At 73.8% G+C, this 21,119-nt stretch carries 24 protein-coding genes and 1 tRNA gene; 17 read left to right on the top strand and 8 right to left on the bottom strand.

Translation table 11 applies throughout. The annotated features are described in order from the left end of the window. Positions 1-7: 7 nt before the first annotated feature. Positions 8-529 (bottom strand): DinB family protein, encoded by a 522-nt coding sequence (locus ACI1MP_RS20255; protein WP_043915188.1) that lies wholly within the window; start codon positions 527-529, stop codon positions 8-10. A 4-nt stretch (positions 530-533) separates the two neighbouring features. Further along, positions 534-1,334 (bottom strand): VOC family protein, encoded by an 801-nt coding sequence (locus ACI1MP_RS20250; protein WP_404869183.1) that lies wholly within the window; start codon positions 1,332-1,334, stop codon positions 534-536. A 332-nt stretch (positions 1,335-1,666) separates the two neighbouring features. Here ACI1MP_RS20250 and ACI1MP_RS20245 point away from each other — a divergent pair, with 332 nt between their 5' ends. Together ACI1MP_RS20245 and ACI1MP_RS20240 are read left to right on the top strand one after the other, a co-directional pair. Beyond that, positions 1,667-2,782 carry a hypothetical protein gene (locus ACI1MP_RS20245; RefSeq protein WP_404869182.1) on the top strand — a complete coding sequence of 372 codons (1,116 nt, stop codon included), beginning with the start codon at positions 1,667-1,669 and terminating at the stop codon, positions 2,780-2,782. 190 nt (positions 2,783-2,972) lie between these two features. After that, positions 2,973-3,971, top strand: coding sequence for a hypothetical protein (locus tag ACI1MP_RS20240; RefSeq protein WP_404869181.1), 999 nt, complete (start codon positions 2,973-2,975; stop codon positions 3,969-3,971). Here the strand turns inward: ACI1MP_RS20240 and ACI1MP_RS20235 are convergent. After that, the gene (locus ACI1MP_RS20235; protein ID WP_404869180.1) at positions 3,959-4,558 is read right to left on the bottom strand and encodes a hypothetical protein; all 600 of its coding nucleotides are present in this window, start codon (positions 4,556-4,558) and stop codon (positions 3,959-3,961) included. The two genes, ACI1MP_RS20240 and ACI1MP_RS20235, sit on opposite strands and share 13 nt — an antisense overlap. A gap of 26 nt (positions 4,559-4,584) precedes the next feature. Next, entirely contained in the window at positions 4,585-5,094 is a 510-nt protein-coding gene (locus ACI1MP_RS20230) for a histidine phosphatase family protein (RefSeq protein WP_100589189.1), read from the bottom strand. A gap of 95 nt (positions 5,095-5,189) precedes the next feature. Between ACI1MP_RS20230 and ACI1MP_RS20225 the strand changes: the two genes are divergently transcribed. Beyond that, positions 5,190-5,774 carry an HhH-GPD-type base excision DNA repair protein gene (locus tag ACI1MP_RS20225; protein ID WP_043915194.1) on the top strand — a complete coding sequence of 195 codons (585 nt, stop codon included), beginning with the start codon at positions 5,190-5,192 and terminating at the stop codon, positions 5,772-5,774. Positions 5,775-5,828: 54 nt separating this feature from the next. Continuing rightward, positions 5,829-6,323, top strand: coding sequence for an FBP domain-containing protein (locus tag ACI1MP_RS20220; protein WP_043915195.1), 495 nt, complete (start codon positions 5,829-5,831; stop codon positions 6,321-6,323). A 10-nt stretch (positions 6,324-6,333) separates the two neighbouring features. Here ACI1MP_RS20220 and ACI1MP_RS20215 read toward each other — a convergent pair whose 3' ends face one another. Together ACI1MP_RS20215 and ACI1MP_RS20210 are read right to left on the bottom strand one after the other, a co-directional pair. After that, complete coding sequence (locus ACI1MP_RS20215; RefSeq protein ID WP_100589186.1) at positions 6,334-6,852, bottom strand: YbhB/YbcL family Raf kinase inhibitor-like protein; 519 nt, start codon at positions 6,850-6,852, stop codon at positions 6,334-6,336. Between the two features lie 50 nt (positions 6,853-6,902). After that, the gene (locus ACI1MP_RS20210) at positions 6,903-7,739 is read right to left on the bottom strand and encodes an alpha/beta hydrolase (RefSeq protein ID WP_404869179.1); all 837 of its coding nucleotides are present in this window, start codon (positions 7,737-7,739) and stop codon (positions 6,903-6,905) included. Between the two features lie 94 nt (positions 7,740-7,833). Between ACI1MP_RS20210 and ACI1MP_RS20205 the strand changes: the two genes are divergently transcribed. The 3 genes from ACI1MP_RS20205 to ACI1MP_RS20195 all read left to right on the top strand — a co-directional run bounded on the left by ACI1MP_RS20205 (position 7,834) and on the right by ACI1MP_RS20195 (position 10,236). Further along, positions 7,834-8,997 (top strand): hypothetical protein, encoded by a 1,164-nt coding sequence (locus tag ACI1MP_RS20205; protein WP_404869178.1) that lies wholly within the window; start codon positions 7,834-7,836, stop codon positions 8,995-8,997. A gap of 68 nt (positions 8,998-9,065) precedes the next feature. Then, positions 9,066-9,362: a type II toxin-antitoxin system VapB family antitoxin gene (locus ACI1MP_RS20200; protein ID WP_014136828.1), complete on the top strand. Its 297-nt coding sequence runs from the start codon at positions 9,066-9,068 to the stop codon at positions 9,360-9,362. Positions 9,363-9,567: 205 nt separating this feature from the next. Next, positions 9,568-10,236, top strand: coding sequence for a LytR C-terminal domain-containing protein (locus ACI1MP_RS20195; RefSeq protein ID WP_100589184.1), 669 nt, complete (start codon positions 9,568-9,570; stop codon positions 10,234-10,236). 79 nt (positions 10,237-10,315) lie between these two features. Here ACI1MP_RS20195 and upp read toward each other — a convergent pair whose 3' ends face one another. Beyond that, entirely contained in the window at positions 10,316-10,951 is a 636-nt protein-coding gene (gene upp, locus ACI1MP_RS20190) for a uracil phosphoribosyltransferase (RefSeq protein ID WP_043915202.1), read from the bottom strand. Positions 10,952-11,110: 159 nt separating this feature from the next. Here upp and ACI1MP_RS20185 point away from each other — a divergent pair, with 159 nt between their 5' ends. The 10 genes from ACI1MP_RS20185 to ACI1MP_RS20140 all read left to right on the top strand — a co-directional run bounded on the left by ACI1MP_RS20185 (position 11,111) and on the right by ACI1MP_RS20140 (position 20,148). Next, a complete protein-coding gene (locus tag ACI1MP_RS20185) occupies positions 11,111-11,371 on the top strand; it encodes a hypothetical protein (protein ID WP_100589183.1) in 261 nt (86 codons plus the stop codon). Positions 11,372-11,656: 285 nt separating this feature from the next. Further along, positions 11,657-12,223, top strand: coding sequence for a hypothetical protein (locus tag ACI1MP_RS20180; protein ID WP_100589243.1), 567 nt, complete (start codon positions 11,657-11,659; stop codon positions 12,221-12,223). Positions 12,224-12,252: 29 nt separating this feature from the next. Next, a complete protein-coding gene (tadA, locus tag ACI1MP_RS20175; RefSeq protein ID WP_100589182.1) occupies positions 12,253-12,792 on the top strand; it encodes a tRNA adenosine(34) deaminase TadA in 540 nt (179 codons plus the stop codon). Between the two features lie 53 nt (positions 12,793-12,845). Next, positions 12,846-12,932: transfer RNA gene (locus ACI1MP_RS20170), tRNA-Ser, on the top strand. A gap of 109 nt (positions 12,933-13,041) precedes the next feature. Next, entirely contained in the window at positions 13,042-13,464 is a 423-nt protein-coding gene (locus ACI1MP_RS20165; protein ID WP_404869177.1) for a hypothetical protein, read from the top strand. Continuing rightward, complete coding sequence (locus ACI1MP_RS20160; protein WP_380339052.1) at positions 13,461-17,174, top strand: HEAT repeat domain-containing protein; 3,714 nt, start codon at positions 13,461-13,463, stop codon at positions 17,172-17,174. Before ACI1MP_RS20165 ends, ACI1MP_RS20160 begins: the two co-directional genes overlap by 4 nt. A 379-nt stretch (positions 17,175-17,553) precedes the next feature. Further along, complete coding sequence (locus ACI1MP_RS20155) at positions 17,554-17,718, top strand: hypothetical protein (RefSeq protein WP_189273132.1); 165 nt, start codon at positions 17,554-17,556, stop codon at positions 17,716-17,718. Between the two features lie 76 nt (positions 17,719-17,794). Continuing rightward, positions 17,795-18,088 carry a Dabb family protein gene (locus ACI1MP_RS20150; RefSeq protein WP_043915225.1) on the top strand — a complete coding sequence of 98 codons (294 nt, stop codon included), beginning with the start codon at positions 17,795-17,797 and terminating at the stop codon, positions 18,086-18,088. 206 nt (positions 18,089-18,294) lie between these two features. Further along, a complete protein-coding gene (locus ACI1MP_RS20145; RefSeq protein WP_373295499.1) occupies positions 18,295-19,152 on the top strand; it encodes an RNA polymerase sigma factor SigF in 858 nt (285 codons plus the stop codon). Positions 19,153-19,326: 174 nt separating this feature from the next. Next, positions 19,327-20,148: an RNA polymerase sigma factor SigF gene (locus ACI1MP_RS20140; RefSeq protein ID WP_369880711.1), complete on the top strand. Its 822-nt coding sequence runs from the start codon at positions 19,327-19,329 to the stop codon at positions 20,146-20,148. Between the two features lie 20 nt (positions 20,149-20,168). Here ACI1MP_RS20140 and ACI1MP_RS20135 read toward each other — a convergent pair whose 3' ends face one another. Further along, the gene (locus ACI1MP_RS20135; RefSeq protein WP_404869176.1) at positions 20,169-21,017 is read right to left on the bottom strand and encodes a tyrosine-protein phosphatase; all 849 of its coding nucleotides are present in this window, start codon (positions 21,015-21,017) and stop codon (positions 20,169-20,171) included. Positions 21,018-21,119 lie beyond the last annotated feature (102 nt).

Below are 21,119 nucleotides of genomic sequence, written 5' to 3'. Positions count from 1 at the left end.
CGGCGTCTCAGCCCATGGTGCGCTGCCCGTCCAGGGTCTCGCGGAGGATGTCGGCGTGCCCGGCGTGCTGGGTGATCTCCGCGAGGATGTGCAGCAGGACCCGGCGCACGCTCCACACCGCGCCGGGTTCGAACCAGGGCGCGGACGGCAGGGCGTGCTCACCGTCCAGGTCGAGGGTGGCGACCAGGCCGTCGGTGTGTTCGGCGACCGCCCGGTAGCGCTCCAGCAGGACGTCCAGGCTCTCGCCGGGCAGCATCCGGAACTGGTCGGCCCAGGCCCGGGCGTCGGACGGCGCGCCCGCGGAGCGCATCGCCTCCGCGCCGCCCAGCGCGAACCGCGTCCAGCGTTCCTCGATCCCGGCGACGTGCTTGATCAGCCCGCCGAGGGTGAGTTCGCTGACGGTGAGGCGCTGCCGGGCCTGGTCGTCCGTCAGGCCGCGCACGGTGTAGCGCAGGAAGCCGCGGTGCCGGTCGAGCGCGGCCAGCAGGTCGGCGCGTTCGCCGGTGAGGTCGGGGAGCGGGGTGACCATCGGTTCAGGCCACCTCCACGGTGGCCGGCGGCTCGCCCTCGGCGGCGGACGGGTCGATCAGCGAGAACGCCGCGCCCTGCGGGTCGACGAAGGACGCGAAGCGCCCGAACGGGGTGGTGATCGGTCCGAACACCAGCCGTCCGCCGGCCTCGGCGACCCGGGCGACCGCGGCGTCGCAGCCGTCGACCACGAAGTACACGCTGATGAACGACGGTACCTGCGTGGGCACTTCGGACGTCATGGCCATCGAGCCGAGGACCGGCGTGTCGCCGATGCTGAAGACCCGGTAGTCGACGTTCGTGTCGGCGACCTTCCGCACCCCGTAGGAGAAGACCTTCGGGAAGAAGGTGTTGGCGGCGGCCGGGTCGCGGGTGAACACCTCCGCCCAGCCGTAGCTGCCGGGCGAGTCGCGCAGCGCGAAGCCGGTGTGCTCGCCGCCCTGCCAGATGCCGAACACCACGCCGCCCGGGTCCTTGGCGAGCGCCATCGAGCCGAACGTGCCGACCTTCATCGGCTCCAGCAGCAGGGTGCCGCCGGCCGCCCGGATCCGCTCCGCGGTGGCCTCGACGTCGACCGAGGCCAGGTAGAGCACCCAGGCGGACTGCCCGGGGCCCTGGCCGGGCATCGGCGGCACGATCGCGGCCACCGCCCTGCCGTCCCGGTACGCCTGCGTGTAGTTGCCGTACTCGGTCGAGGATTCGCCGAACGTCCAGCCCAGCACTGAGCCGTAGAAGCTCTTGGCGCCCTCCAGGTCGGTGAACATCGCGTCCGCCCAGACCGGGGTGCCTTCGGGTTGCGCAGCCATGGTGCCTCTCGCTCCGCTGTCGGGAATCGGGGATCCGCGGCCCGGCGAAGGGCCCGGCCGCGGGCAGAACCACCTGCGTTGCCACGCTAACCAGCGAGGTCACGGGTTTCCCGGCGGCGCGCGCGGCCACCACCCGACGGGCCGTCAGCAGCCGGGCGGACCAACGGAGAAACGAGGCTCGAACGCCTGTTACGGGGCGGTGACAGCGCCCGCACGGGCCGGGGTCATCCGACTGCGAATCTATTGAACGTCGCCCGAACGGCAGCGCAGCAGAGCGCGGAACGGACCGGGCGGAAACCATCATCGAGCACTGTTTCCAGGGGGAATCATCCATGTCCGCGCGCGCCCGCCTCCGCCGTTCCGCCGCTGTCGCCTTCGTCTCCGCGGTCACCGCCGGCTCCGCTCTGCTGCTGACCGCCTGCGACCCGTCGGCCGACGCCGACGCCGCGAAGTCCGGCAGCGCCGCGCCGAGCGCCGCGACCGGCTCCCCCTCCGCGCCCGCCTCCGCCGCGCCCTCGGCGTCCGCGTCCGCGTCCGCGTCGACCACCGCCTCCCCGTCCGCGCCGGCCTCGCCGAGCAGCTCCGCCTCCGCGCCGGCCGACCGGCCGTCCGCCACCCCGACGAAGGCCGCGCTGAACCTCACCAAGGGCACCGGGCTGACCATCAGCAACGGCACCCGCTACGTGGTGATGGACGGCAAGGTCGTCGACTTCGGCACCGTGGTCCGCGACCTCGCGTGGTCCCCCGACGGCAAGCACGCCGCGTTCATCGACGGCAACGGCAACCTGGAGACCGCCGACCCGGACGGCAGCCACAAGGTCCTGGTCGCCAAGGCCCCCTCGGGCGTCACCTGGTCGCACCCGACCTGGCAGGTGTTCACGCCCACCGCCGACGAGTCCCTGGGGTACCTCAAGCCCAAGAACAACCTGCTGTTCACCGCGGACGACCACGGCGCGCTGCGCCTGTTCGGCGTCCCCGCGCAGGCGGGCGCCACCCCGGCGCCGCTCTCCCTGGGCACCTTCAGCGACGACAACGTCAAGCCGCTGCCGGAGACCGGCAACCAGTGGCTGAACGCCGGCGGCCGGTTCGGCAGCGCTGCCTACGCCAACAAGGACGACGGCCAGGTGTACCTCCGCGACGAGTACCTGCGTCAGCAGGGCGCGGCCGTCTCCAAGGGCTCGCAGCCCGACCTGTCCGACGAGGGCGACCTGGTGTTCGTCCGGTCCGTCGGCGGCCACGACCACCTGTTCACCAAGACCGGCGGCTACAACGGCCCGGAGCGCGACATCACGCCGAAGGCCACCGTCGACTACACCGAGCCGACCTTCTCCCCGGACGGCGCGACCATCGCCTTCCGCGCCCCCGACGGCATCTACACCATGCCCGCCAAGGGCGGCACCCCGAAGAAGGTCAGCGACACCGCGGGCCTGCCCGCGTTCCGCGGCTGACACCCGTCCGGCCCGATCCGCGCACTCGCGTCGGGCTTCGCGATTGACGCGTCGCCATTCCCAACGGCCCCGGGCCGCAAGGATGTTGGCGACTGCTGACAGGATGTGTACGAGGCGCATGCCATCATGGCGGCGGCCCGGTCACCGACCGGGCCGCCGCACGTAGATCTGTTCCATGGGGGAATCTTCGATGAGCGAACGCATCCGTCTGCGCCGGTCCGCCGCGGCCCTGCTGGTGGCCGCCGTCACCACCGGCTCCGCCCTGCTGCTGACCGCCTGCGACCCGGAGGGCGACACCAGCGCGACTTCCGCTCCCAGCAAGGCCGTTGACAGCCCGGCCGCGGCCGAACCGTCCGGCCCGTCCGGCGGCTCGCCCGCCCCGGCCGGCGGCAAGCTGAACAAGACCGCCGGCACCAAGGTCACCGTCAGCACCGGCACCAACACCGTGCTGATGGACGGCAAGTCCGTCGACTTCGGCACCGTGGTCCGCGACCTGGCCTGGTCCCCGGACGGCAAGCACGCCGCGTTCATCGACGGCGCGGGCAACCTGGAGACCTCCGACCCGGACGGCAGCCACAAGACCGTCATCGCCAAGGCCCCGTCCGGCGAGACCTGGTCCCACCCGACCTGGCAGGTGTACGGCCCGGACGAGCCGCACGGCGCCGGCACCTACCTGCTGTTCACCGCCGACGACAAGAAGGCGCTGAAGCTGTTGTCCGTCGAGGCGAAGGCGGGCGCCAAGCCGGATGCGCTGCACGTCGGCGACTCCGAGGCCGAGAAGCCGCTCCCGGACGTCGGCAACCTGTGGCCGAACTCGGCCGGCAAGGCCGGCGCGACGGTGTACGCCAACAAGAACGACGGCCAGGTGTACTTCCACGACGTGATCGCCCGCACCAACGGCGGTGTGATCACCAAGGGTTCGCAGCCCGCGCTGGCCGACGACGGCACGGTGGTGTTCGTCCGCTCGGTCAGCGGCCACGCCCACATCTTCGCCAAGGCGCACGAGCAGGGCGCCAAGGAGGTCGACCTGACACCGGACGCCTCGGTGGACTACACCGAGCCGGTGATCTCGCACGACGGCAAGAACGTCGCGTTCCGCGGCCCGGACGGCATCTACACCATGCCCGCCAAGGGCGGCAAGCCCGACCGGATCACCGACACGGTCGGACTGCCCGCCTACCGCTCCTGAGCCAGGCGGGCCAACTCCTGCTGCAGGTTCGGGAGTTGCTGCTCGGCAAGGTCGTGCGGCAGCCACTCCACCGGGTCGATGAAGCGGAACAGCACCCGGTTCGGAGTGATCGCGAACTCGTAGTCCTCGAAGCCCACCACGGCGCCCAGCTCGCCCCGGGCGGCCCCGCGCACCACGTGCGCGGTCAGGTCGTCCGGGGCGTCCTGCTGATCGGCCGTCACCTGACGGCGGGCGTTCGGGCGGCCCAGGTACGGGCAGACCATCGTCGCGTACAGCATGCACGCCCGGTGGCCGGGGGCCTCCATGGTGGGCGCCATGTTCCGGTACGGCCGGCCGACCGCCAGCGCCTCGCCGATCGCGGCCGCCTCCTCTCCGCCGACCACCCGCCACACCGGGCCGCGCGGCATCAGCGTGTTGCACACCGAGCACAGCCGCTCCCGGGCGCAGGCCGCGGACCGCTCGTAGTCGGTCAGCCCGAACTGCGGGTGGCCGCCCTCCCACGGGGTGATCGCGGGCACCGGGTAGCCGCGCTCGTCACGCGGGCGGACGGCCACGGCGGGCGGCTTGGGCACGGAGTCGAAGCGCATGCCCCATGCCTATCACGCCCGACGACTCACCCGCGCGGCACCGCATACTCGGTCAACTCGGCACTTCCCGGGACGAGTTGACTCCACTCGCCGGGCACGTCGAGGACCGCGATCCCGGCCGTGGCGAACTTCTCCCGCAGCCGCTCCAGCGGCTCGCTCTCCTTCTCCCCCGCCAGCGCCAGCACCAGCTCCTGCACCTCGGGCCGGTGCCCGACCAGCATCGCGGTGCGCACCATCGGCGGCAACGCCCGCACCAGGCCGATCAGTTCGTCCACCTCGCCCTTGTAGGCCCGGGGCTCCAGGACGAGTTCGGGTTCGCCGCCGAGCGCCGGCTCGGCCAGCTCCCAGGTCTGCCGGGTGCGCACCGCCGTCGAGCACAGCACCCGGTCCGGCACCAGCCCGTGCGCGGCCAGCCAGCGCCCGGCCGCCGCCGCGTCGGCCCGGCCGCGCTCGGCCAGCGGGCGCAGCTCGTCCGGCACGTCCGGCCAGTCCGCCTTGGCGTGCCGCAGCACGATCAACCGCCGCTGTTGGGTCATCCCCCCAGTGTGGCCGGTCCGCCGGTGGTGTGTTGCGGGACGCGCCGCCGGGGACCGGCTGCCAGGATGGGAGTCCCGACCCCCTGGAGCACGTCATGGCCCCCGCCGTCCACCTCGCCCAGCAGGACGACGCCGACGCGCTGCTCGGCCGCAGCCCGCTGGCCGCGCTCACCGGCATGCTGCTGGACCAGCAGGTGCCGATGGAGAAGGCGTTCAGCGGCCCGTGGGTGATCGCGCAGCGGATGGGCGCGGACGACCTGGACGCGCACGCCGTCGCCGCCGCCGACCCGGAGGCGTTCGCCGCGCTGTTCGCCGAGAAGCCGGCCGTGCACCGCTACCCGGGTTCGATGGCCAAGCGGGTCCAGCAGCTCTGCGCCTACCTGGTCGAGCACTACGACGGCGACGCGGAGGCGGTCTGGCGCGACGCCCCCACCGGCGAGGACCTGCTGGCCCGGCTGAAGGCGCTGCCCGGTTTCGGCGCGCAGAAGGCGCAGATCTTCCTGGCGCTGCTCGGCAAGCAGTACGGCGTCCGCCCGCCCGGCTGGCGCGAGGCGGCGGGCGCGTACGGCGAGGAGGGCTGCCACCGCTCGGTCGCCGACATCACCGGTCCGGAGTCGCTGCTGAAGGTCCGCGCCACCAAGCAGGAGGCCAAGCGCGCCGCGAAGGCCGCCAAGGGCTGATACCGCCGGAAAACCGGACGACACGCCCGGGGTGGCTCCGCTAGCGTCCGGTCCATGCGTGCCTTGACCGAGCCCGAGATCCGCGCCTCCTTCGTCAACTGCTCGAAGGGCGAGGCCAAGCGGCTGCCCGTCCCGCGCGAGCTGGCCGAACAGCGCTGGGACGACCTGGACTTCCTCGGCTGGCGCGACCTCGGCGCGCCCGACCGGGCGTACCTGGTCGCCGAGCTCGACGGAGACCTGGTCGGGGTGACGCTCCGGTCGCCGAACGTCCGGCGCAGCCTGACCAGGACGAACGTCTGCTCGGCGTGCATCACCGCCCACCAGGGCAGCGGCGTGTCGCTGCTGACCGCTCCCCGGGCGGGCGTCCGCGGCCGCGAGGGCAACTCGGTCGGCACCTACCTCTGCGCCGACCTGGCCTGTTCGCTGTACGTGCGCGGCATCCGCCGCCCGGCGACGGTCAGCCGTCCGAACGAGTCGCTCCCGTTGGAGGACCAGATCGCCCGGACGGTCGCCAACCTGGAGGCGTTCCTCCGCCAGGTGCTGGCCTGACGCTCCGCCGTCAGGCGGACTTGTACTCCACGGTGAGCAGGGCGCGGCCCAGCGCGTGCGCGGTCAGCGCGAAGCCGACCTGCGCGGCGGGGGTGTCGCGCTCCACGCCGAGGTTCGCCACGTCCAGGGCGTGCACCACGAACACGTAGCGGTGGGCCGGCCCGGGCGGCGGGGCCGCGCCGTCGTACCGGTGACCGGGGAAGTCGTTGCGGACGTGGAACGCCCCGCCGGGCAGCCCGCCGTCCTCCGACCCGGCGCCGCGCGGCAGTTCGGTGGTGTCGGCGGGCAGGTCGACGGCCAGCCAGTGCCACCAGCCGGCGCCGGTCGGCGCGTCCGGGTCGTAGCAGGTCACCGCGAACGACCGGGTGCCCGCCGGGAAGCCCTCCCAGGACAGCTGCGGCGACCGGTTCCCCGCCCCGTACACGTGCGCGTCCGGCATGGTGGCCCCGTCGACCAGGTCCGCGCTGTGCAGCTCGAACCTCGGCACCGGCGGCAGGAAGTCGTACGGGAGCGGGATGCGGCCGGTCATCGGTGTCCTCTCGCAGGTGTTCGCTGGTACGCCGGGCAGTCTACGGAGCGTCAGACGCGAGCCAGCGCGTCGACGGCCGAGCCGAGCACCGTGTCGGTCCGGCCGAGGTCGAAGACCAGGTCGAAGTGGTTGCGGCCGCCGATCAGCAGTTCCCGCACCGGCACGGCGGCGTCCCGGGCGGCGTGCGCGAACTCGGCCTGCTGGCGGGCGAACTCGCCGGTCTCGTACTCGCCGAGCGCCACCACCAGCGGCGGCAGCGCCGTGAGGTCGGCGAACAGCGGGCTGAGCCGGCGGGCCCGCTCGGCGTCCAGGCCGAGCGGCTCGTTGACGTAGCTGAGGGCGATCGGCTCCAGGTCGTAGACGCCGCTGAGCAGCGCCGCCCCGGAGATCCGTCCGCGCAGGCGTCCGTCGAGCAGCGCGGTGGCGGCCAGGTGCGCGCCGGCCGAGCTGCCGCTGAGCACGATCCGCTCCGGGTCGACGTCCAGTTCGGCGGCGTGCTCGACCAGCCACACCACCGCCTCGGTGACCTGGGCGGCGATCTGCTCCACCGTCCAGGCGGGCGCCAGCCCGTAGCCGACGGCGGCGTACGCGGTGCCGCGGGCCACGAAGTCCAGCGCCGGGAAGACCGAGTCCTCCTTGCCGAGCTCCTGCCAGTAGCCGCCGTGCACGAAGACGTGCAGCGGCGCGCCGGGCACCGCCGGGAAGAAGTCGATCAGTTCCGGCCCGTCCGCCCCGTACCGCAGCTCGCGGTGCCCGGGCAGCTCCCGCAGGGCCCGGCCGCTCTCCCGGGCGTACGCGGCGAGTTCCGCGTCGAAGTCCGACACCCGGCTGCTGGGCGAGTACTCCCGATCGAGTTCCCGCTGGTCGAAGCCCCGGTAGACCGCCACCCTGCCGCTCCCCTCACCCAACCAGGTATAGACCAATACAGGAGGCCGCGGCTAGCGTGGTCACTCCCTGTACTTCCTTCTCCGGAGTTGCCCCGTGGAGACGTCCGTCCTCGCCTTCGCCACCGACCTGCTCGACGAAGGGGCCGACACGTTCTTCGGCAACCTTACCGACCGGGCCGGCGTCGGCGGCGTCACGCTCGCCTCCGTCTACCACGAGGCCCGCGACGTCTTCCCGCACAACCCGCACCGCGTGCTGCGCTACCTCGAACCCGGCGCCGCCTACTTCCACCCCGACCCCGCCCGCTGGGCCGGCCGGCGCCTCGCCCCGCTGCCCTCCACCGCGATCGGCACCCGCGACCCGTTCGCCGAGGCCGCCGAGGAGACCCGCCGACGCGGCCTCAAACTGCACGCCTGGACGGTCTTCTGCCACAACGACCGGCTCGGCTTCGCGCACCCCGACTGCGCCCCCGCCAACGCCTTCGGCGACCGCCACCTGACCGAGCTCTGCCCCGCCAACCCCGAGGTCCGCGCGTACTGCCACACCCTGGTCGAGGAGCTCGCCCGGTACGGCGTGGACGCGATCCGCGCCGAGTCCCTGCACTTCCACGGCCTGGCCCACGGCTACCACCACGAGCGCTACTTCGAGCAGCTCGGCCCCGTCACCGAGGCCCTGCTGTCGATCTGCTTCTGCCCGCACTGCCTGGCCGCCGCCACCGCCGCGGGCGTCCCCGCCGAGCGCGTCCGCGACACCGTCCGCGCCGAACTGCGCGCCCGCCTCGCCGACGAGACCCGCGCCCTCGCGCCCGTCCCGCTGGACGAGCTGGCCGGCGGCGCCCTCGCCGCCTACGTCGACGCCGGTGCCCGCACCGTCACCACGCTGGCCGCCGAACTCGCCGCCACCGCCGCCGCCCACGGCATGCGCCTGACCTTCATGGACGGCGGCGGCCCCGGCACCGGCTGGCTCTCCGGCATCGACCTGCCCGCGCTGGCCGGCGCCGCCCACCAGATCGAGACCCTCGGCTACGCCAGGACCCCCGAGGCCGTCCGCGAGAAGGTCGCCGCCTTCGCCCTGCACGGCGTCCGCCCGCAGGACATGGCCGTCATCCTCCGCCCGATGTCCTCCGACTGCGACGGCCCGGCCAACCTGGCCGCCAAGATCTCCACGCTGCGCGAGCTCGGCGTCCCCGAGGTCGAGTTCTACAACTACGGCCTGATGCGGCTCTCCTCGCTCGACCGGATCGGCGCCGCACTGCGCTGAGGCGGAAAGTCGGTCGGCGTTGGTCCCGCTTGCTGCGCCCGCCATGTCCCAAACGGTAGGCTTTCCGTGTGATCTTCAAGCGCATCGGTAACGGGCGGCCGTACCCGGATCACGGCCGGACCAGCACTCGCCAGTGGGCGGACGTCGCGCCGCGTCCGGTGCGGCTCGACCAGTTGGTGACCACCAAGGGCCAGTTGGACCTGGAAACCCTCCTCGCGGAGGACTCCACCTTCTACGGGGACCTGTTCGCCCACGTGGTGAAGTGGCGCGGCGACCTGTACCTGGAGGACGGGCTGCACCGAGCCGTTCGAGCGGCCCTCCAGCAGCGTCAGGTCCTGCACGCCCGCGTGCTGGAGATGGACTGACGGACCGCCACCCGCTGTCGGCTGCAACCGATGGTCGGTGTCGGTACGTCCTTTCGAGTGCCGTCGTCCCCCGGATGATGATCATCCAGTACCTGCGCCGCTGTTGTCGGATTAATCTGGCGACTACCGCGGCGCACGCGGCCTTCTTCCACGGCCGCACCGCGGTCACCGGCACCCCACCCTGGCACCTATGGGGAGACAGACCATGAGCATGTTGACTCCCCGGGGGTTGAAGGGGAAGCAGTACCGGGTCACCGGCAACAGTTACCCCCGTCTCGGACGTCCCCCGCGTCGCGGCCGCAAGGTCGTCATGGCCGTCGGCGGCGTCCTCGCCCTCGGCCTGGTCTCGGTCGGCGGAATCCAGCTGTACGACGTGTTCACCGGCAAGAACAAGCACGGCGCCGCGCAGGCCTGCGCCTCGCCGGGCGCGACCGGCAAGCCGCTGGCCGCCCCCGAGGGCTCCCCGTCCGCCGCGCCCGGCGCCGTCCCCGGCAACACGGCCGTACCGCAGCCCGCCACCGTCACGGTGAACGTCTACAACGCCACCGACAAGTCCGGCCTGGCGGCGCGGACCGCCGACGAGCTGAAGAAGCGCGGCTTCCAGGTGGGCCAGGTCGGCAACGCGCCGTCCGCGCTGGACCGGAAGGTCCCCGGCACCGCGCAGGTGCTGAGCGGCCCGGGCGGACTCGGCGCCGCCACCCTGCTGGTCTCCCAGGTCGCCTCCGCCACCAGCACCGAGGACGCCCGCACCGACGCCACCGTGGACCTGGTCATCGGCGACGCCTTCACCGCGCTCGCCGACCCGAACCAGGCCGCGGCCGCGCTGGCCGAGCTCACCAAGCCCTCGCCCAGCCCGGAGCCCGGCCACTGCTGACCGGCCCGCGAAACGCGGAGATCCGGCCGGGAGCGACGTGCTCGCTCCCGGCCGGATCTCCGCGTTTCGCTGTGCTCCGTCAGCCGGCGGTGCCGTACAGGCGGTCGCCCGCGTCGCCCAGGCCCGGGACGATGTAGCCGTTCTCGTTCAGGCGCTCGTCCACGGCGGCGGTCACCACGGTGACGGGCTGGCCGGCCAGCTCGCGCTCCATCACGGCGACGCCCTCGGGCGCGGCGAGCAGCACCACGGCGGTGACGTCGGTGGCGCCGCGGTCGAGCAGCATCCGGATCGCCGCGACCAGGGTGCCGCCGGTGGCCAGCATCGGGTCGAGGACGTAGACCTGCCGCCCGGAGAGGTCGTCCGGCATCCGGGTCGCGTACGTGGAGGCCTCCAGGGTCTCCTCGTTGCGGACCATGCCGAGGAAGCCGACCTCGGCGGTGGGCAGCAGCCGGGTCATGCCGTCGAGCATGCCGAGGCCGGCCCGCAGGATCGGCACCACCAGCGGACGCGGGTAGGACAGCCGGGTGCCCTGGGTGACGGCGACCGGGGTGGTGATCTCGACCGCATCGGTGCGGACGTCCCGGGTCGCCTCGTACGCGAGCAGGGTCACCAGCTCGTCGGTGAGCCGCCGGAAGGTCGGCGAGTCCGTGCGCTCGTCGCGCAGGGTGGACAGCTTGTGGGCGACCAGCGGGTGGTCGACGACGTGGAGACGCATGACAACGACGATAACGGCCGTCGGCACATGTGTACGACTTCGCACGGTTCGCCCGGACCCGCCGCGACCTGCTGCGACCGGCCGGGAATCCCTCCGGAATCACCGATTCCCGGCCGTCGCTGTGGTATCGGCGGGTGACATCTGGGAAAGTCGGAGGCTATGAAGAGCAACCCGACGCGGGCATGGACCGCCGGCGCGGGCGGGTCCGGCTCGACAGACGAGTCCCGTCCGGAGCCCGCGGCCGCCGAGGAGACCGAGGCAGAGACCGCCGAGGAGACCGACGCGGAGCGGCGCAGGCGCCGGGCCGTGTTCCTCCGTGAACTGGCCGAGGCCCGCGAGCTGCGCGCCCGGGTGCAGCCCAGACGCACCAAGGAGCGGCGGATGCGCGAGGCGATGCGGATGCGAACCTTCCGGATCTGAGTCGCCCGGGGCCGCGCCCCGCAGCACGGTCGCGCCCCGTGAGCCCCTGTCCGCCCCCCGCCCGGGGGCGTCCGAGGGGCATGATCCACGCCTGGACCGGCCGGAGACCGGCCATTCCGACACGACCTGCGAAGACGCGCTGCCGAACACCCCCCGCAGCGGCGGCCTTTCTGTCACGATGCGGTGGGACGGTCCGACCAGCGGACCGCCCGCTGGCGCGGGGGCGGCCGGACCGCACCCGCCCGAGATCGCCGACAGCCGAGACCAATCTTGGGAGTGTCCCTGGTGGCGTACTTCGCTGCAGTGCTTGCTCGCACCGGTGCCGGGTGGGATGTGAGCGAGACCGAACTCGACGACGTAGAGACCCTGGCCGACCTGACCGACCTGGCCCGCGAAACGGCCGAGGACGACGACACGGTGCTGGTCTTCATCGAGCAGGAGGACGCCTGGTTCGCCGTCCTGCGGATCGACGGTGAGGACGACCCGCGGATCTTCGTCTCGGACGCGGCCGCCGCGGCGCGCAGTTCGTACGGCTCGGTCCTCACCGACGAGCTGATCGAACAGGACGGGGAAGCCGACTTCGACGACCTGGACGGCCTGGTGGCCGGCCTCGACGAGGACGACGACGCCGCCGCGAGCGACGAGGCCGACGACGCGGACGAGGACGACGAGCCGGCCGGTCGGAACGCCACCCCGGTCGGGCCGATCGGCGACTCCGAGCTGCTGAGCGAGTTCGGCCTCGGCCAGGCCGCGCTGCTGGAACTGGCGGGCGAGGGCGCGGCCCCGGGCGACGCGCTCGGCGAGATCGCCGAGGCGCTCGGCTGCGGCGAGGTCCTGGAGGCCGTTCGATAGCGGCGGGCCCGGTGTCCGACACTGGGTCCATGCAGTCCGTCCCCTCCCTCTCCAGCACCCTCGGCGAACGGCCGCGGATCGCGCCGCTGCCCGCCCCCGAACGCCCCGATCCGGTCCGCGACCGGTGGCGGGAGCCGATGCGCCGCGCCATCGACGAGGCGGCGCTGGCCACCGCGACCGGCGACGTGCCGGTCGGGGCGTTCGTGCTCGGCCCGGACGGGTCGGTGCTGGGCCGCGGCCACAACGTCCGCGAGGCGGTCGGCGACCCGACCGGGCACGCCGAGGTGGTGGCGATCCGTCAGGCGGCGAACGCCGTCGGCGAGTGGCGCCTCAGCGGCTGCACCCTGGTGGTGACCCTGGAGCCGTGCACCATGTGCGCGGGCGCGATCGTGCTGTCCCGGCTGGACCGGGTGGTCTACGGCGCCCTCGACCCGAAGGCCGGCGCGGCCGGCTCGCTGTTCGACGTGCTGCGCGACAACCGGCTCAACCACCGCCCCGAGGTGATCCCGGGCGTGCTCGCCGACGAGTGCACCGCCCAGCTGCGGGCGTTCTTCGACACCCACCGCTGAACCGCGCCGATACGGATTTCGTCCGCCCGCACCCATCCGGTAGAGTTCCCCTCGGTAGCGTGTCCGAGCGGCCAAAGGAGCACGCCTCGAAAGCGTGTGTGGGGGCAACTCCACCGTGGGTTCGAATCCCACCGCTACCGCCTGCGAAGAGCCCCGACCTGACGGTCGGGGCTCTTCTGCGTTCCCTGCGTCCCGCAGTGGCGGCCCATTTCCGGTTGGCGGGGCCGCAGTTGAGGGGATGATGCCCGCATGGGGAGTTCGCGGTGGCGCTGGTTGGTGTGGGTCGGGGCCGGGATCTCGGTGGTGGGGCTGGCGGTCTTCCTCTGGGGGGAGGGGCTGGACCGGGCGAACCAGTGGGCGGGCGTGCTGGGCCTGTTCGTCGGGCTGGCGGGCCTGGCGCTGTCCGTCACCGGCGGTGTGCGCGGCCGCGGCGGCGGCCAGTCCGCGGACGGCGCGGCGGCCGGCGGCTCGGTGCGACTGGTGCGGAACGTGAAGGGCGACGTGGTGATCGGCGGCGGCGCCGCGCCCGGCCCCGTCCCGGAGGCCTCGGCGGCGCCCGTCACCGACGCGGCGGGTGACGGCCAGTCGGCGCGCGGGATCCGTGCGGGCGGGGACGTGAACCTGGTGGACGGGGTGGAGGGTTCGGTCCGGTTCGACGAGCAGCAGCCGTGAGCGGGTTCTGGCGCCGACTGTTCGGCGCGGAGGGCGCCGCGGCCGGCGGCGGCCAGTCCGCGGAGCATGCCACCGCGGGCGGCGACCTGACGATGATCCAGCACGCGCAGAGCGTGCAGATCACGGTGGGCGCCGCGCCGCCGCCCCCGGGCGACCTGGACGAGGCGCGCCGTCGGCACGCGGTGCGGCTGCGCGAGCGCTACCACCGGCTGGACCTGGAGGTGCTGACCCCGCTGTCGGAACAGGACGAGCACCCGGCGGTGCACCTGCGCGAGGTGTTCGTGCCGCAGCTGGTGCGGGCCGACCCGCCGCCGGTGGAACTGCCCCGGGAGCTGCTGAAACGGCTCACCGAGACCGGCGAGCTGGACCCGGACCGGCTGCCGCCGGGCGTGGAGCGGGAGACGGTGCGGCGGGTCCGGGAGGCCTACCGGCGCCGCCCGGCGGTGCCGGTGCTGCCGCTGCTGGCCGGACCGGACGGCCACCGGGCGGTGCTGCTGGGCGACCCGGGGTCGGGGAAGTCCACGCTGGCCCGGTTCCTCGGCCTGGCGCTGACCGAGCCCCTGGTGCACCCGGGCGCGGCCGTCCCGGACCAGGTGGCGGCGCTGGCGGGCCGGCTGCCGCTGATCGTGGAGCTGCGCCGGTACGCGGACCCGGAGTGGCGGGAGCGGACCTTCGAGGACTTCCTGGCCCATCTGCACGGCACCGAGGGCCTGGGCCTGTCGGCGGGCCTGCTGGAGCGTCAGCTGACCGAGCATCCGGCGGCCACCCTGGTGGTGTTCGACGGCCTGGACGAGCTGTTCGACCCGCAGGTCCGGGAGACCGCGAGCCGCCGGATCGCCGCGTTCGCGGCCCGCTACCCGCAGGTGCGGGTGCTGGTGACGTCCCGGGTGATCGGCTACCGGCGGGAGCCGCTGGACGCCGCCGGGTTCGGGCACTACATGCTGCAGGACCTGGACGACCGGCAGATCGACACCTTCGCGGCCCGCTGGTACGCCACCGCCTGCCCGGGCGACCCGGTGGAGGCGCAGCGGCTGCACCGGCGAGTGACGGCCGCGGTGGCGTCCTCGGCGCCGGTGCGGGAGCTGGCGGGCAATCCGCTGATCCTGACCATCCTGGCGATCATCGGCCGCCGCCGCGAGCTGCCCCGGGACCGCCGCACCGTGTACGAGCACGCGGTGGCGGTGCTGGTCGAGCACTGGGACCCGAGCAAGTACCTGCAGGACCGGCGGGTGGACGGCGGGATGCCGTACCTGGCGTCCGACGACCGCCTGGAGCTGCTGCGGCTGGTGGCGCGGCGGATGCAGGAGGGCGGCGACGGGATCGCCGGGAACCACATTCCGGGGCGGGTGCTGCTGGCGTCCTTCGAGGGCTACCTGCGGGAGCGCTACGAGCTGCCGGCCGACCGGGCGGCGCCGGTGGCGCGGGCGATGCTGCAGCAGTTCCGGGAGCGGAACTTCATCCTGAGCCGGTTCGGCGGCGAGGTGTACGGCTTCGTGCACCGGGCGTTCCTGGAGTACCTGGCGGCGTCCGACATCGCGTACCGGTTCAACCGGGAGCGTTCGCTGACCGAGGACCAGCTGCTGGAGGGCGTGTTCGCGGCCCGCTGGCGGGACCCGGCGTGGCGGGAGGTGCTGCTGCTGCTGGCGGGCGAGCTGGACGAGCGGTTCGTCGGCGAGGCGGTGTCACGGCTGCTGGCGGCGGCGCCGGCCCTGCCGGGGGCGGGCGACCCGGTGCCGGAGTGGCTGGTGCTGGCGGTGCGCTGCCTGGGCGAGGTGCGCAAGCTCGGGCTGGTGACGGCGCAGAGCGAGGCCGTGGTGGACGCCCTGGTGGCGCTGTTCGAGGCGTACGCGGCGGAGGGTTCGACGGTGCTCCCCGGCGACATCGTGGAGGCGCTGGACGGGCTGCGGCCGGTGCTGACCGGGCTGGGGCCGCACTGGGTGGGGCGGGAGCGGTTCCTGCGCTGGTACCTGGTGTACGGGCACCACGCGCAGCGGGAGTCGCCGCTGCTGGCGGTGGGGGCGGTGACGGCCCGGCTGGCGTGCGCGCTGCTGCTGAACGATCCGCGCGGCCCGGCGGTGCTGCGGGCCTGGGCGGAGCACGGCTGGTCGCCGGCGCAGCGGGCGGCGGCGTTCGCGGCGCTCGCGGAGGGCTGGGCGGGCGATCAGCGGGTGGGGGCGTTCGTACGCCGCCGGATCGAGGAGGATCCGGACCCGCTGACCCAGGAGGCGGCGGTGGCGGCGCTCGCCGACGGCTGGGCGGGCGAGGAGGCGAGCGGGGGGTTCCTGCGGGCCCGGGTGGCGGGCGCGCGGGGCGAGAACCGGTTGAACGAGATGCTGGCGCTGGGCAAGGGCTGGGCGTGCGACGGCCCGGCGCAGCAGTTGCTGCGGGAGATCGCGGCCGCCGATCCGCAGCCGGAGCTGCGCGGGCTGGCGGTGTTCGCGCTGACCGTGAACGAGCGGGTGGGCGGCGGCGCGCCGGCCGAGTTCCTGCGCGAGCGGGTGCGCACCGACCGGGATCCGGGGGTGCGCGGGCTGGCGCTGCAGGCGATCTGCCTGCGGCCGGCCGAGGATCCGCGCAACGCGTCGTTCCTGCGGCTGCTGGCGGGGACGGACAAGGATCCGCGGGTGCGGATGGCGGCGCTGGCCGGGCTGGCCCGCGGTTGGGCGGGCGACCCGGAGGTGGCGGAGTTCCTGCGGCGGCGGGTCGCCGAGGACCCGGATCCGATGGTGCGCCGGCGGACCCTCGCGGTGCTGGCGCACCGTTGGGCGGGTGACCGGCAGGTGGCCGAGCAGCTGCGCGGTTTCGTCGCCGGGAACGGGCAGCCGGAGGTGCGGGCGTTCGCGTTGACGCTGCTCGGGCAGGGCTGGGCGGGCGACCCGGAGGTGGCGGAGTTCCTGTTCGAGCGGGCCCGGGCGGCGGACGGGCACGGCCGGGCGCAGGCGACCGGCGAGCTGGCGGCGCACTTCGCGGACGCCCCGGAACTGGACGCGTTCGTCCGGCACGAGGCGGTGCACTCGCCGGACCCGCTGGTGCGGGGCGCGGTGCTGACCGCGCTGGCGGACCGCCGCTCGCCGAGCGGGCGGGCCCGGGCGCTGTTCCTGGAGCGGGCGGTGGCCGACCCCGATCCGCGGACCAGGGACCTGGCGCTGGCGGCGGTGGTGCGCTGCTACGACGGCGAGGAGCGGGCCGGGATGCTGCTGCTGGCGCGGGCCGCGCACCTGCGGGACGCGGCGGTGCGGCTGTCGGTGCTGCGGGCGCTGCTGGCGCACCGGCCGGGCGATCCGGCGGTGCGGGCGCTGTTGCGGGAGCGGGCGGTGGCGGACACCTCGGCGGGGATCCGGGCGATCGCGCTGCACGCGCTGTCCCGCGACCGGGCGACCCGGCCGGCCGGGCTGCTGCAGGAGCGGGCGGTGGCGGACCCGGATCCGCTGCCGCGCCGGGTGGCGCTGCGGGCGCTGGCGGCCGACCCGGAGGTGGCGGAGTTCCTGCGGCTGCGGGCGGTGGCGGACGGCGACGAGGAGGCGCGGATCGCGGCGCTGCGGGCGCTGACGTTCGCCTTCCCGGGGGCGCGGACGGTGGAGCTGCTGGCGGCCCGGGCGCGGGCGGAGCGGCTGCCGGGGGTGGCGGTGGAGGCGGCCCGGCTGGGCGAGGCGCTGCGTTCGCCGGGGGCGCCGTGGACGACGGACGGCTCCGCACTTCCGGGCGGTTGACCACCGTGCCTCGGACGTGCGGAGCCGGGACGAACCTCACGGTCCGCGAGGGGGGCGGCAGCTCCGGGGGGACGAGCTGCCGCCCCGGAGCGGAGGTCCCACAACCGGGTCCGCGTCGGGGGGAAGCCGCGGTGCCCGGTCCCACAGCGGGGACCTCCGGATCGCCGTACCGGGGATTCCTGCCAGATCCTCGGTACATCAACCATCCTGCCGTGCCATCGGGACGGGCACACCCGGAGAAAGCCCTGCCCGCGCAGGACCTTCGTCCTGGCGGGTGAACACGGTCCTCACCCCTTGCGCCGTCCGGTGGATAAGCTGCGGGTGGCAGGGTCGTGCGGGGAGAGGACGGCGGCCCGACTCAGGGAGGCAGGCGCGTTCGATGGCTCAGGCGAAGAAGGTGGCCATGTGGATCGTGGTCATCTTCGTCATCTACACGATCATCACCTCGCCGGTGCGCGCCGCCGAGCTGGTGCAGTCCGGCTTCGTCGGGATCTCGGACGCGGCCAAGGCGGTCGGGTCGTTCATGACCGGACTGGTCCGCTAGTACCGTTTGCGTGGTTCGTCCTTCGGGGGCGCTCCCCGGCCGGGGCGTGCCCTCCTGATCCGCGAGGAGCGGCATCGTGATCCGGCACCTGGTCCTGTTCAAGCTCAATGACGGCGTCGGCAAGGACGACCCGCGGGCCCTGGCGGGCGCGAAGGCCTTCGAGGAACTGGGCGCGCTGATCCCGGAGCTGCGCGAGTGGGAGTGCGGCTGGAACATCACCGAGCGGGACATCGCCCACGACTTCGCGATCAACAGCCTGGTCGAGGACCGCGACGCGCTGGCCGCCTACCTGGGCCACCCGGCCCATCAGGCCGCCGCCGGACAGTGGCGTTCCTTCGCCACCTGGGTGATCGCCGACCTGGAGGTCTGACCGCCCGTCACCCCCCGCCGTACCCGTACGACCACCGCGACCCCCCGTCTGTCGAACAGGCCGGGGGTCGCGGCGCGCTCCGCCGAATGCTGGACAGGGCGTCAACACGCCTCCGTCGGGTGCTTGCCCGGCCGCAGAGCGACTTGTGATGCTATGACCGGTTTTGACGGAAATTTTGGCGAGGTGGTCCACAAGGGAGGGGTGACGTGTCGGTGCGGACGCAGGGCAGCAGTGCGCCGGAGGACCGGGCCGAAGAGCTGCCGGACCCGGTCGAGCTGGCCGCCCGCCGCCCCGGCGGGCGCGGCGCGATCGACGTCCGGACGCTCACCCGGGTGCTGTTCGAACGGCTCGCCGAACTGTCGTCCGACGCCCCCGAACGCACCCGGGTCCGGGCCGCGCTGATCGAGATCAACATCCCGCTGGTCCGCTACGCCGCCACCCGCTTCCGCAGCCGCAGCGAGCCCATGGAGGACATCGTCCAGGTCGGCACCATCGGCCTGATCAACGCCATCGACCGGTTCGACCCGACCCGCGGCGTGCAGTTCCCCACCTACGCGCTGCCCACCATCCTCGGCGAGATCAAGCGCTACTTCCGCGACAACGTCCGCACCATGCACGTGCCGCGCCGGCTCCAGGAGCTGTGGGTCCAGGTCAGCGGCGCCATGGAGGAGCTGACGATCACGCACGGCCGGGCCCCCAAGGTCCCCGAGATCGCCGCCAACCTGCGCATCCCCGAGGAGGACGTCCGGGCCTGCCTGGACGCCGGCCGCGCCTACAACGCCGCCTCGCTGGAGGCCGCCCAGGAGCACGAGGGCGGGCTCGCCCTGCTGGACCGGCTCGGCTACGAGGACTCCGCCCTCACCGACGTCGAACACCGCGACATGGTCCGCCACCTGCTGGTCCAACTCCCCGAACGGGAACGGCGGATCATCATGCTGCGGTTCTTCGCCAACCTCACCCAGTCGCAGATCTCCACCGAACTCGGCATGTCCCAGATGCACGTCTCCCGGCTGCTCTCGCGGATCCTCACCCGGCTGCGCACCGGCAACTCCTGGGAGGAGTGAACCGCCCGACGCCACTCCTCGGGGACGACTGGCCGCGATCGGGTTTGCCGGGCCCGATGATCCGGTATTGAGCAGGAGGACACGTCAGTGGGGGGCCGCCGCACGGAGCGGCACCCGTTCGGCAGGCAGTCACAAGGGGGTGGGCGCGTGTTCACAGAACAGGGCAGTGCGGTCATCGAGTCCGTCGTCGTACCGATCCCGGCCCAGGCCGGTCCCGCCGAGGCCCCCGACCGGGCGCTCGACACCCGTACGCTGTCCCGCTCGCTGTTCCGCAGGCTCGCCGTCCTGGAGCCCGACAGCGCCGAGCACGGCTACGTCCGCGACACACTGATCGAGCTCAACCTGCCGCTGGTCAGGTACGCGTCCGCGCGCTTCCGCAGCCGCAACGAGCCGATGGAGGACATCGTCCAGGTCGGCACCATCGGCCTGATCAAGGCCATCGACCGGTTCGACCCGGAGCGCGGCGTCGAGTTCCCGACCTTCGCCATGCCCACCGTGGTCGGCGAGATCAAGCGCTTCTTCCGCGACACCAGCTGGTCGGTGCGCGTCCCGCGCCGCCTCCAGGAGCTCCGCCTGGCCCTCACCAAGGCCGGCGACGAGCTCTCCCAGCGGCTCGACCGCTCCCCCACCGTCCCCGAACTCGCCGCCTACCTCGGCGTCTCCGAGGACGACGTGGTCGAGGGCCTCGCCGTCGGCAACGCGTACACCGCCAGCTCCCTCGACTCCAGCCCCGGCGAGGACGACGGCGGCGACGGCCCGCTCGCCGACCGGCTCGGCTACGAGGACCTCGCCCTCGAAGGCGTCGAGTACCGCGAGTCGCTGAAGCCGCTGCTGGCCAAGCTCCCGCCGCGCGAGCGCCGCATCATCATGCTGCGGTTCTTCGGCAACCTGACGCAGTCCCAGATCGGCGAGGAGATCGGCATCTCGCAGATGCACGTCTCGCGGCTGCTCACCAAGACCCTCGCGCACCTCCGGGAAGGCCTCACCAGCGAGTAGTCACGGGCCCCCACGAGTCCCTAGACGGTGCAGGTCGCCCGAAGCGCCAGAAGGTGATCGTTCGTCAGGCCGAGGCCGTCGTGCCAGAAGTCCTCGAAGGTGGGCCAGCCGGAGGCGAGTTCGTCGAAGGCAGCGTTGAGGTAAAACGTTTCGGCACGGGCCAGCGGGCGCATCAGCGGGTCCACCCGGGCGATCCGCGTCGCGGCGCGCTCGTTGGTGAGGAGGTAGTCGGCGAGGACCGCCTCCCGGTCCACGCCGAGGGCGGTGAGCAGCAGGGCGGCCGTCCAGCCGGTGCGGTCCTTGCCGGCGGTGCAGTGGAACAGGACGGGGCGGCCGTCCGCCTCGGCGATCAGTCGCAGGACGGTGGCGAAGCGGGCGCGGGCCAGCGGGTCGGTGACGAACCAGCGGTACATCGAGGTCATCATCGCGGTGCCGCGCCCGTCGCCGAGCACGGCGTGCATCGCGTCCGGTTCGCCGCTGCCCAGGGCCCGCCGCAGGTCCAGGTAGAGGTCGAAGTCGGCGGAGAACACCGGCAGGTGGTGCAGGGCCGGGCCGAGGCCGTCCGGGGAGGGCACGCTGAGGGTCGCGGCGGCGTCCATCGGCAGGACCGCCGCGGGCAGGCCGGGGATCAGGTCGGCGCCGAGTTGGCGGACCTCGTCCAGGCTGCGCAGGTCGACGACGTGGCGCAGGCCGAGCGCGCCGAGCAGTTCGCGGTCGCGGTCGCCGAGGCGGCTCAGCGCCTCGGTGCGCAGCAGCAGGCCGGGGCGGACGGTGCGGCCGTCGGCGGTGCGGTAGCCGCCCAGGTCGCGGGCGTTGACGGCGGCCGCCAGGCCGAGGCTGCGGGCGGTCTCGGTGGACGGCGCGGACACGGGGCCTCCTGGCGGGCTGCGGCGGTTGCCGCCAGTGTAGGCGCGCCGACCCGCGGGACCGTCCGGGGCGTCCGGCCGGCCCCGGGCGGGCGGGCTCCGCGA

This window comes from Kitasatospora griseola, assembly GCF_044999035.1.
Taxonomy (GTDB): domain Bacteria; phylum Actinomycetota; class Actinomycetes; order Streptomycetales; family Streptomycetaceae; genus Kitasatospora; species Kitasatospora griseola.
Note: the sequence above shows the minus strand (reverse complement) of the source record. Positions and strands in the feature narration are given on the sequence as shown.

Coding starts and splice junctions, on each gene's coding strand:
- ACI1MP_RS20255 (WP_043915188.1), bottom strand. CDS start 529: ATGGTCACCCCGCTCCCCGACCTCACCGGCGAACGCGCCGACCTGCTG.
- ACI1MP_RS20250 (WP_404869183.1), bottom strand. CDS start 1,334: ATGGCTGCGCAACCCGAAGGCACCCCGGTCTGGGCGGACGCGATGTTC.
- ACI1MP_RS20245 (WP_404869182.1), top strand. CDS start 1,667: ATGTCCGCGCGCGCCCGCCTCCGCCGTTCCGCCGCTGTCGCCTTCGTC.
- ACI1MP_RS20240 (WP_404869181.1), top strand. CDS start 2,973: ATGAGCGAACGCATCCGTCTGCGCCGGTCCGCCGCGGCCCTGCTGGTG.
- ACI1MP_RS20235 (WP_404869180.1), bottom strand. CDS start 4,558: ATGCGCTTCGACTCCGTGCCCAAGCCGCCCGCCGTGGCCGTCCGCCCG.
- ACI1MP_RS20230 (WP_100589189.1), bottom strand. CDS start 5,094: ATGACCCAACAGCGGCGGTTGATCGTGCTGCGGCACGCCAAGGCGGAC.
- ACI1MP_RS20225 (WP_043915194.1), top strand. CDS start 5,190: ATGGCCCCCGCCGTCCACCTCGCCCAGCAGGACGACGCCGACGCGCTG.
- ACI1MP_RS20220 (WP_043915195.1), top strand. CDS start 5,829: ATGCGTGCCTTGACCGAGCCCGAGATCCGCGCCTCCTTCGTCAACTGC.
- ACI1MP_RS20215 (WP_100589186.1), bottom strand. CDS start 6,852: ATGACCGGCCGCATCCCGCTCCCGTACGACTTCCTGCCGCCGGTGCCG.
- ACI1MP_RS20195 (WP_100589184.1), top strand. CDS start 9,568: ATGAGCATGTTGACTCCCCGGGGGTTGAAGGGGAAGCAGTACCGGGTC.
- upp (WP_043915202.1), bottom strand. CDS start 10,951: ATGCGTCTCCACGTCGTCGACCACCCGCTGGTCGCCCACAAGCTGTCC.
- ACI1MP_RS20185 (WP_100589183.1), top strand. CDS start 11,111: ATGAAGAGCAACCCGACGCGGGCATGGACCGCCGGCGCGGGCGGGTCC.
- tadA (WP_100589182.1), top strand. CDS start 12,253: ATGCAGTCCGTCCCCTCCCTCTCCAGCACCCTCGGCGAACGGCCGCGG.
- ACI1MP_RS20165 (WP_404869177.1), top strand. CDS start 13,042: ATGGGGAGTTCGCGGTGGCGCTGGTTGGTGTGGGTCGGGGCCGGGATC.
- ACI1MP_RS20155 (WP_189273132.1), top strand. CDS start 17,554: ATGGCTCAGGCGAAGAAGGTGGCCATGTGGATCGTGGTCATCTTCGTC.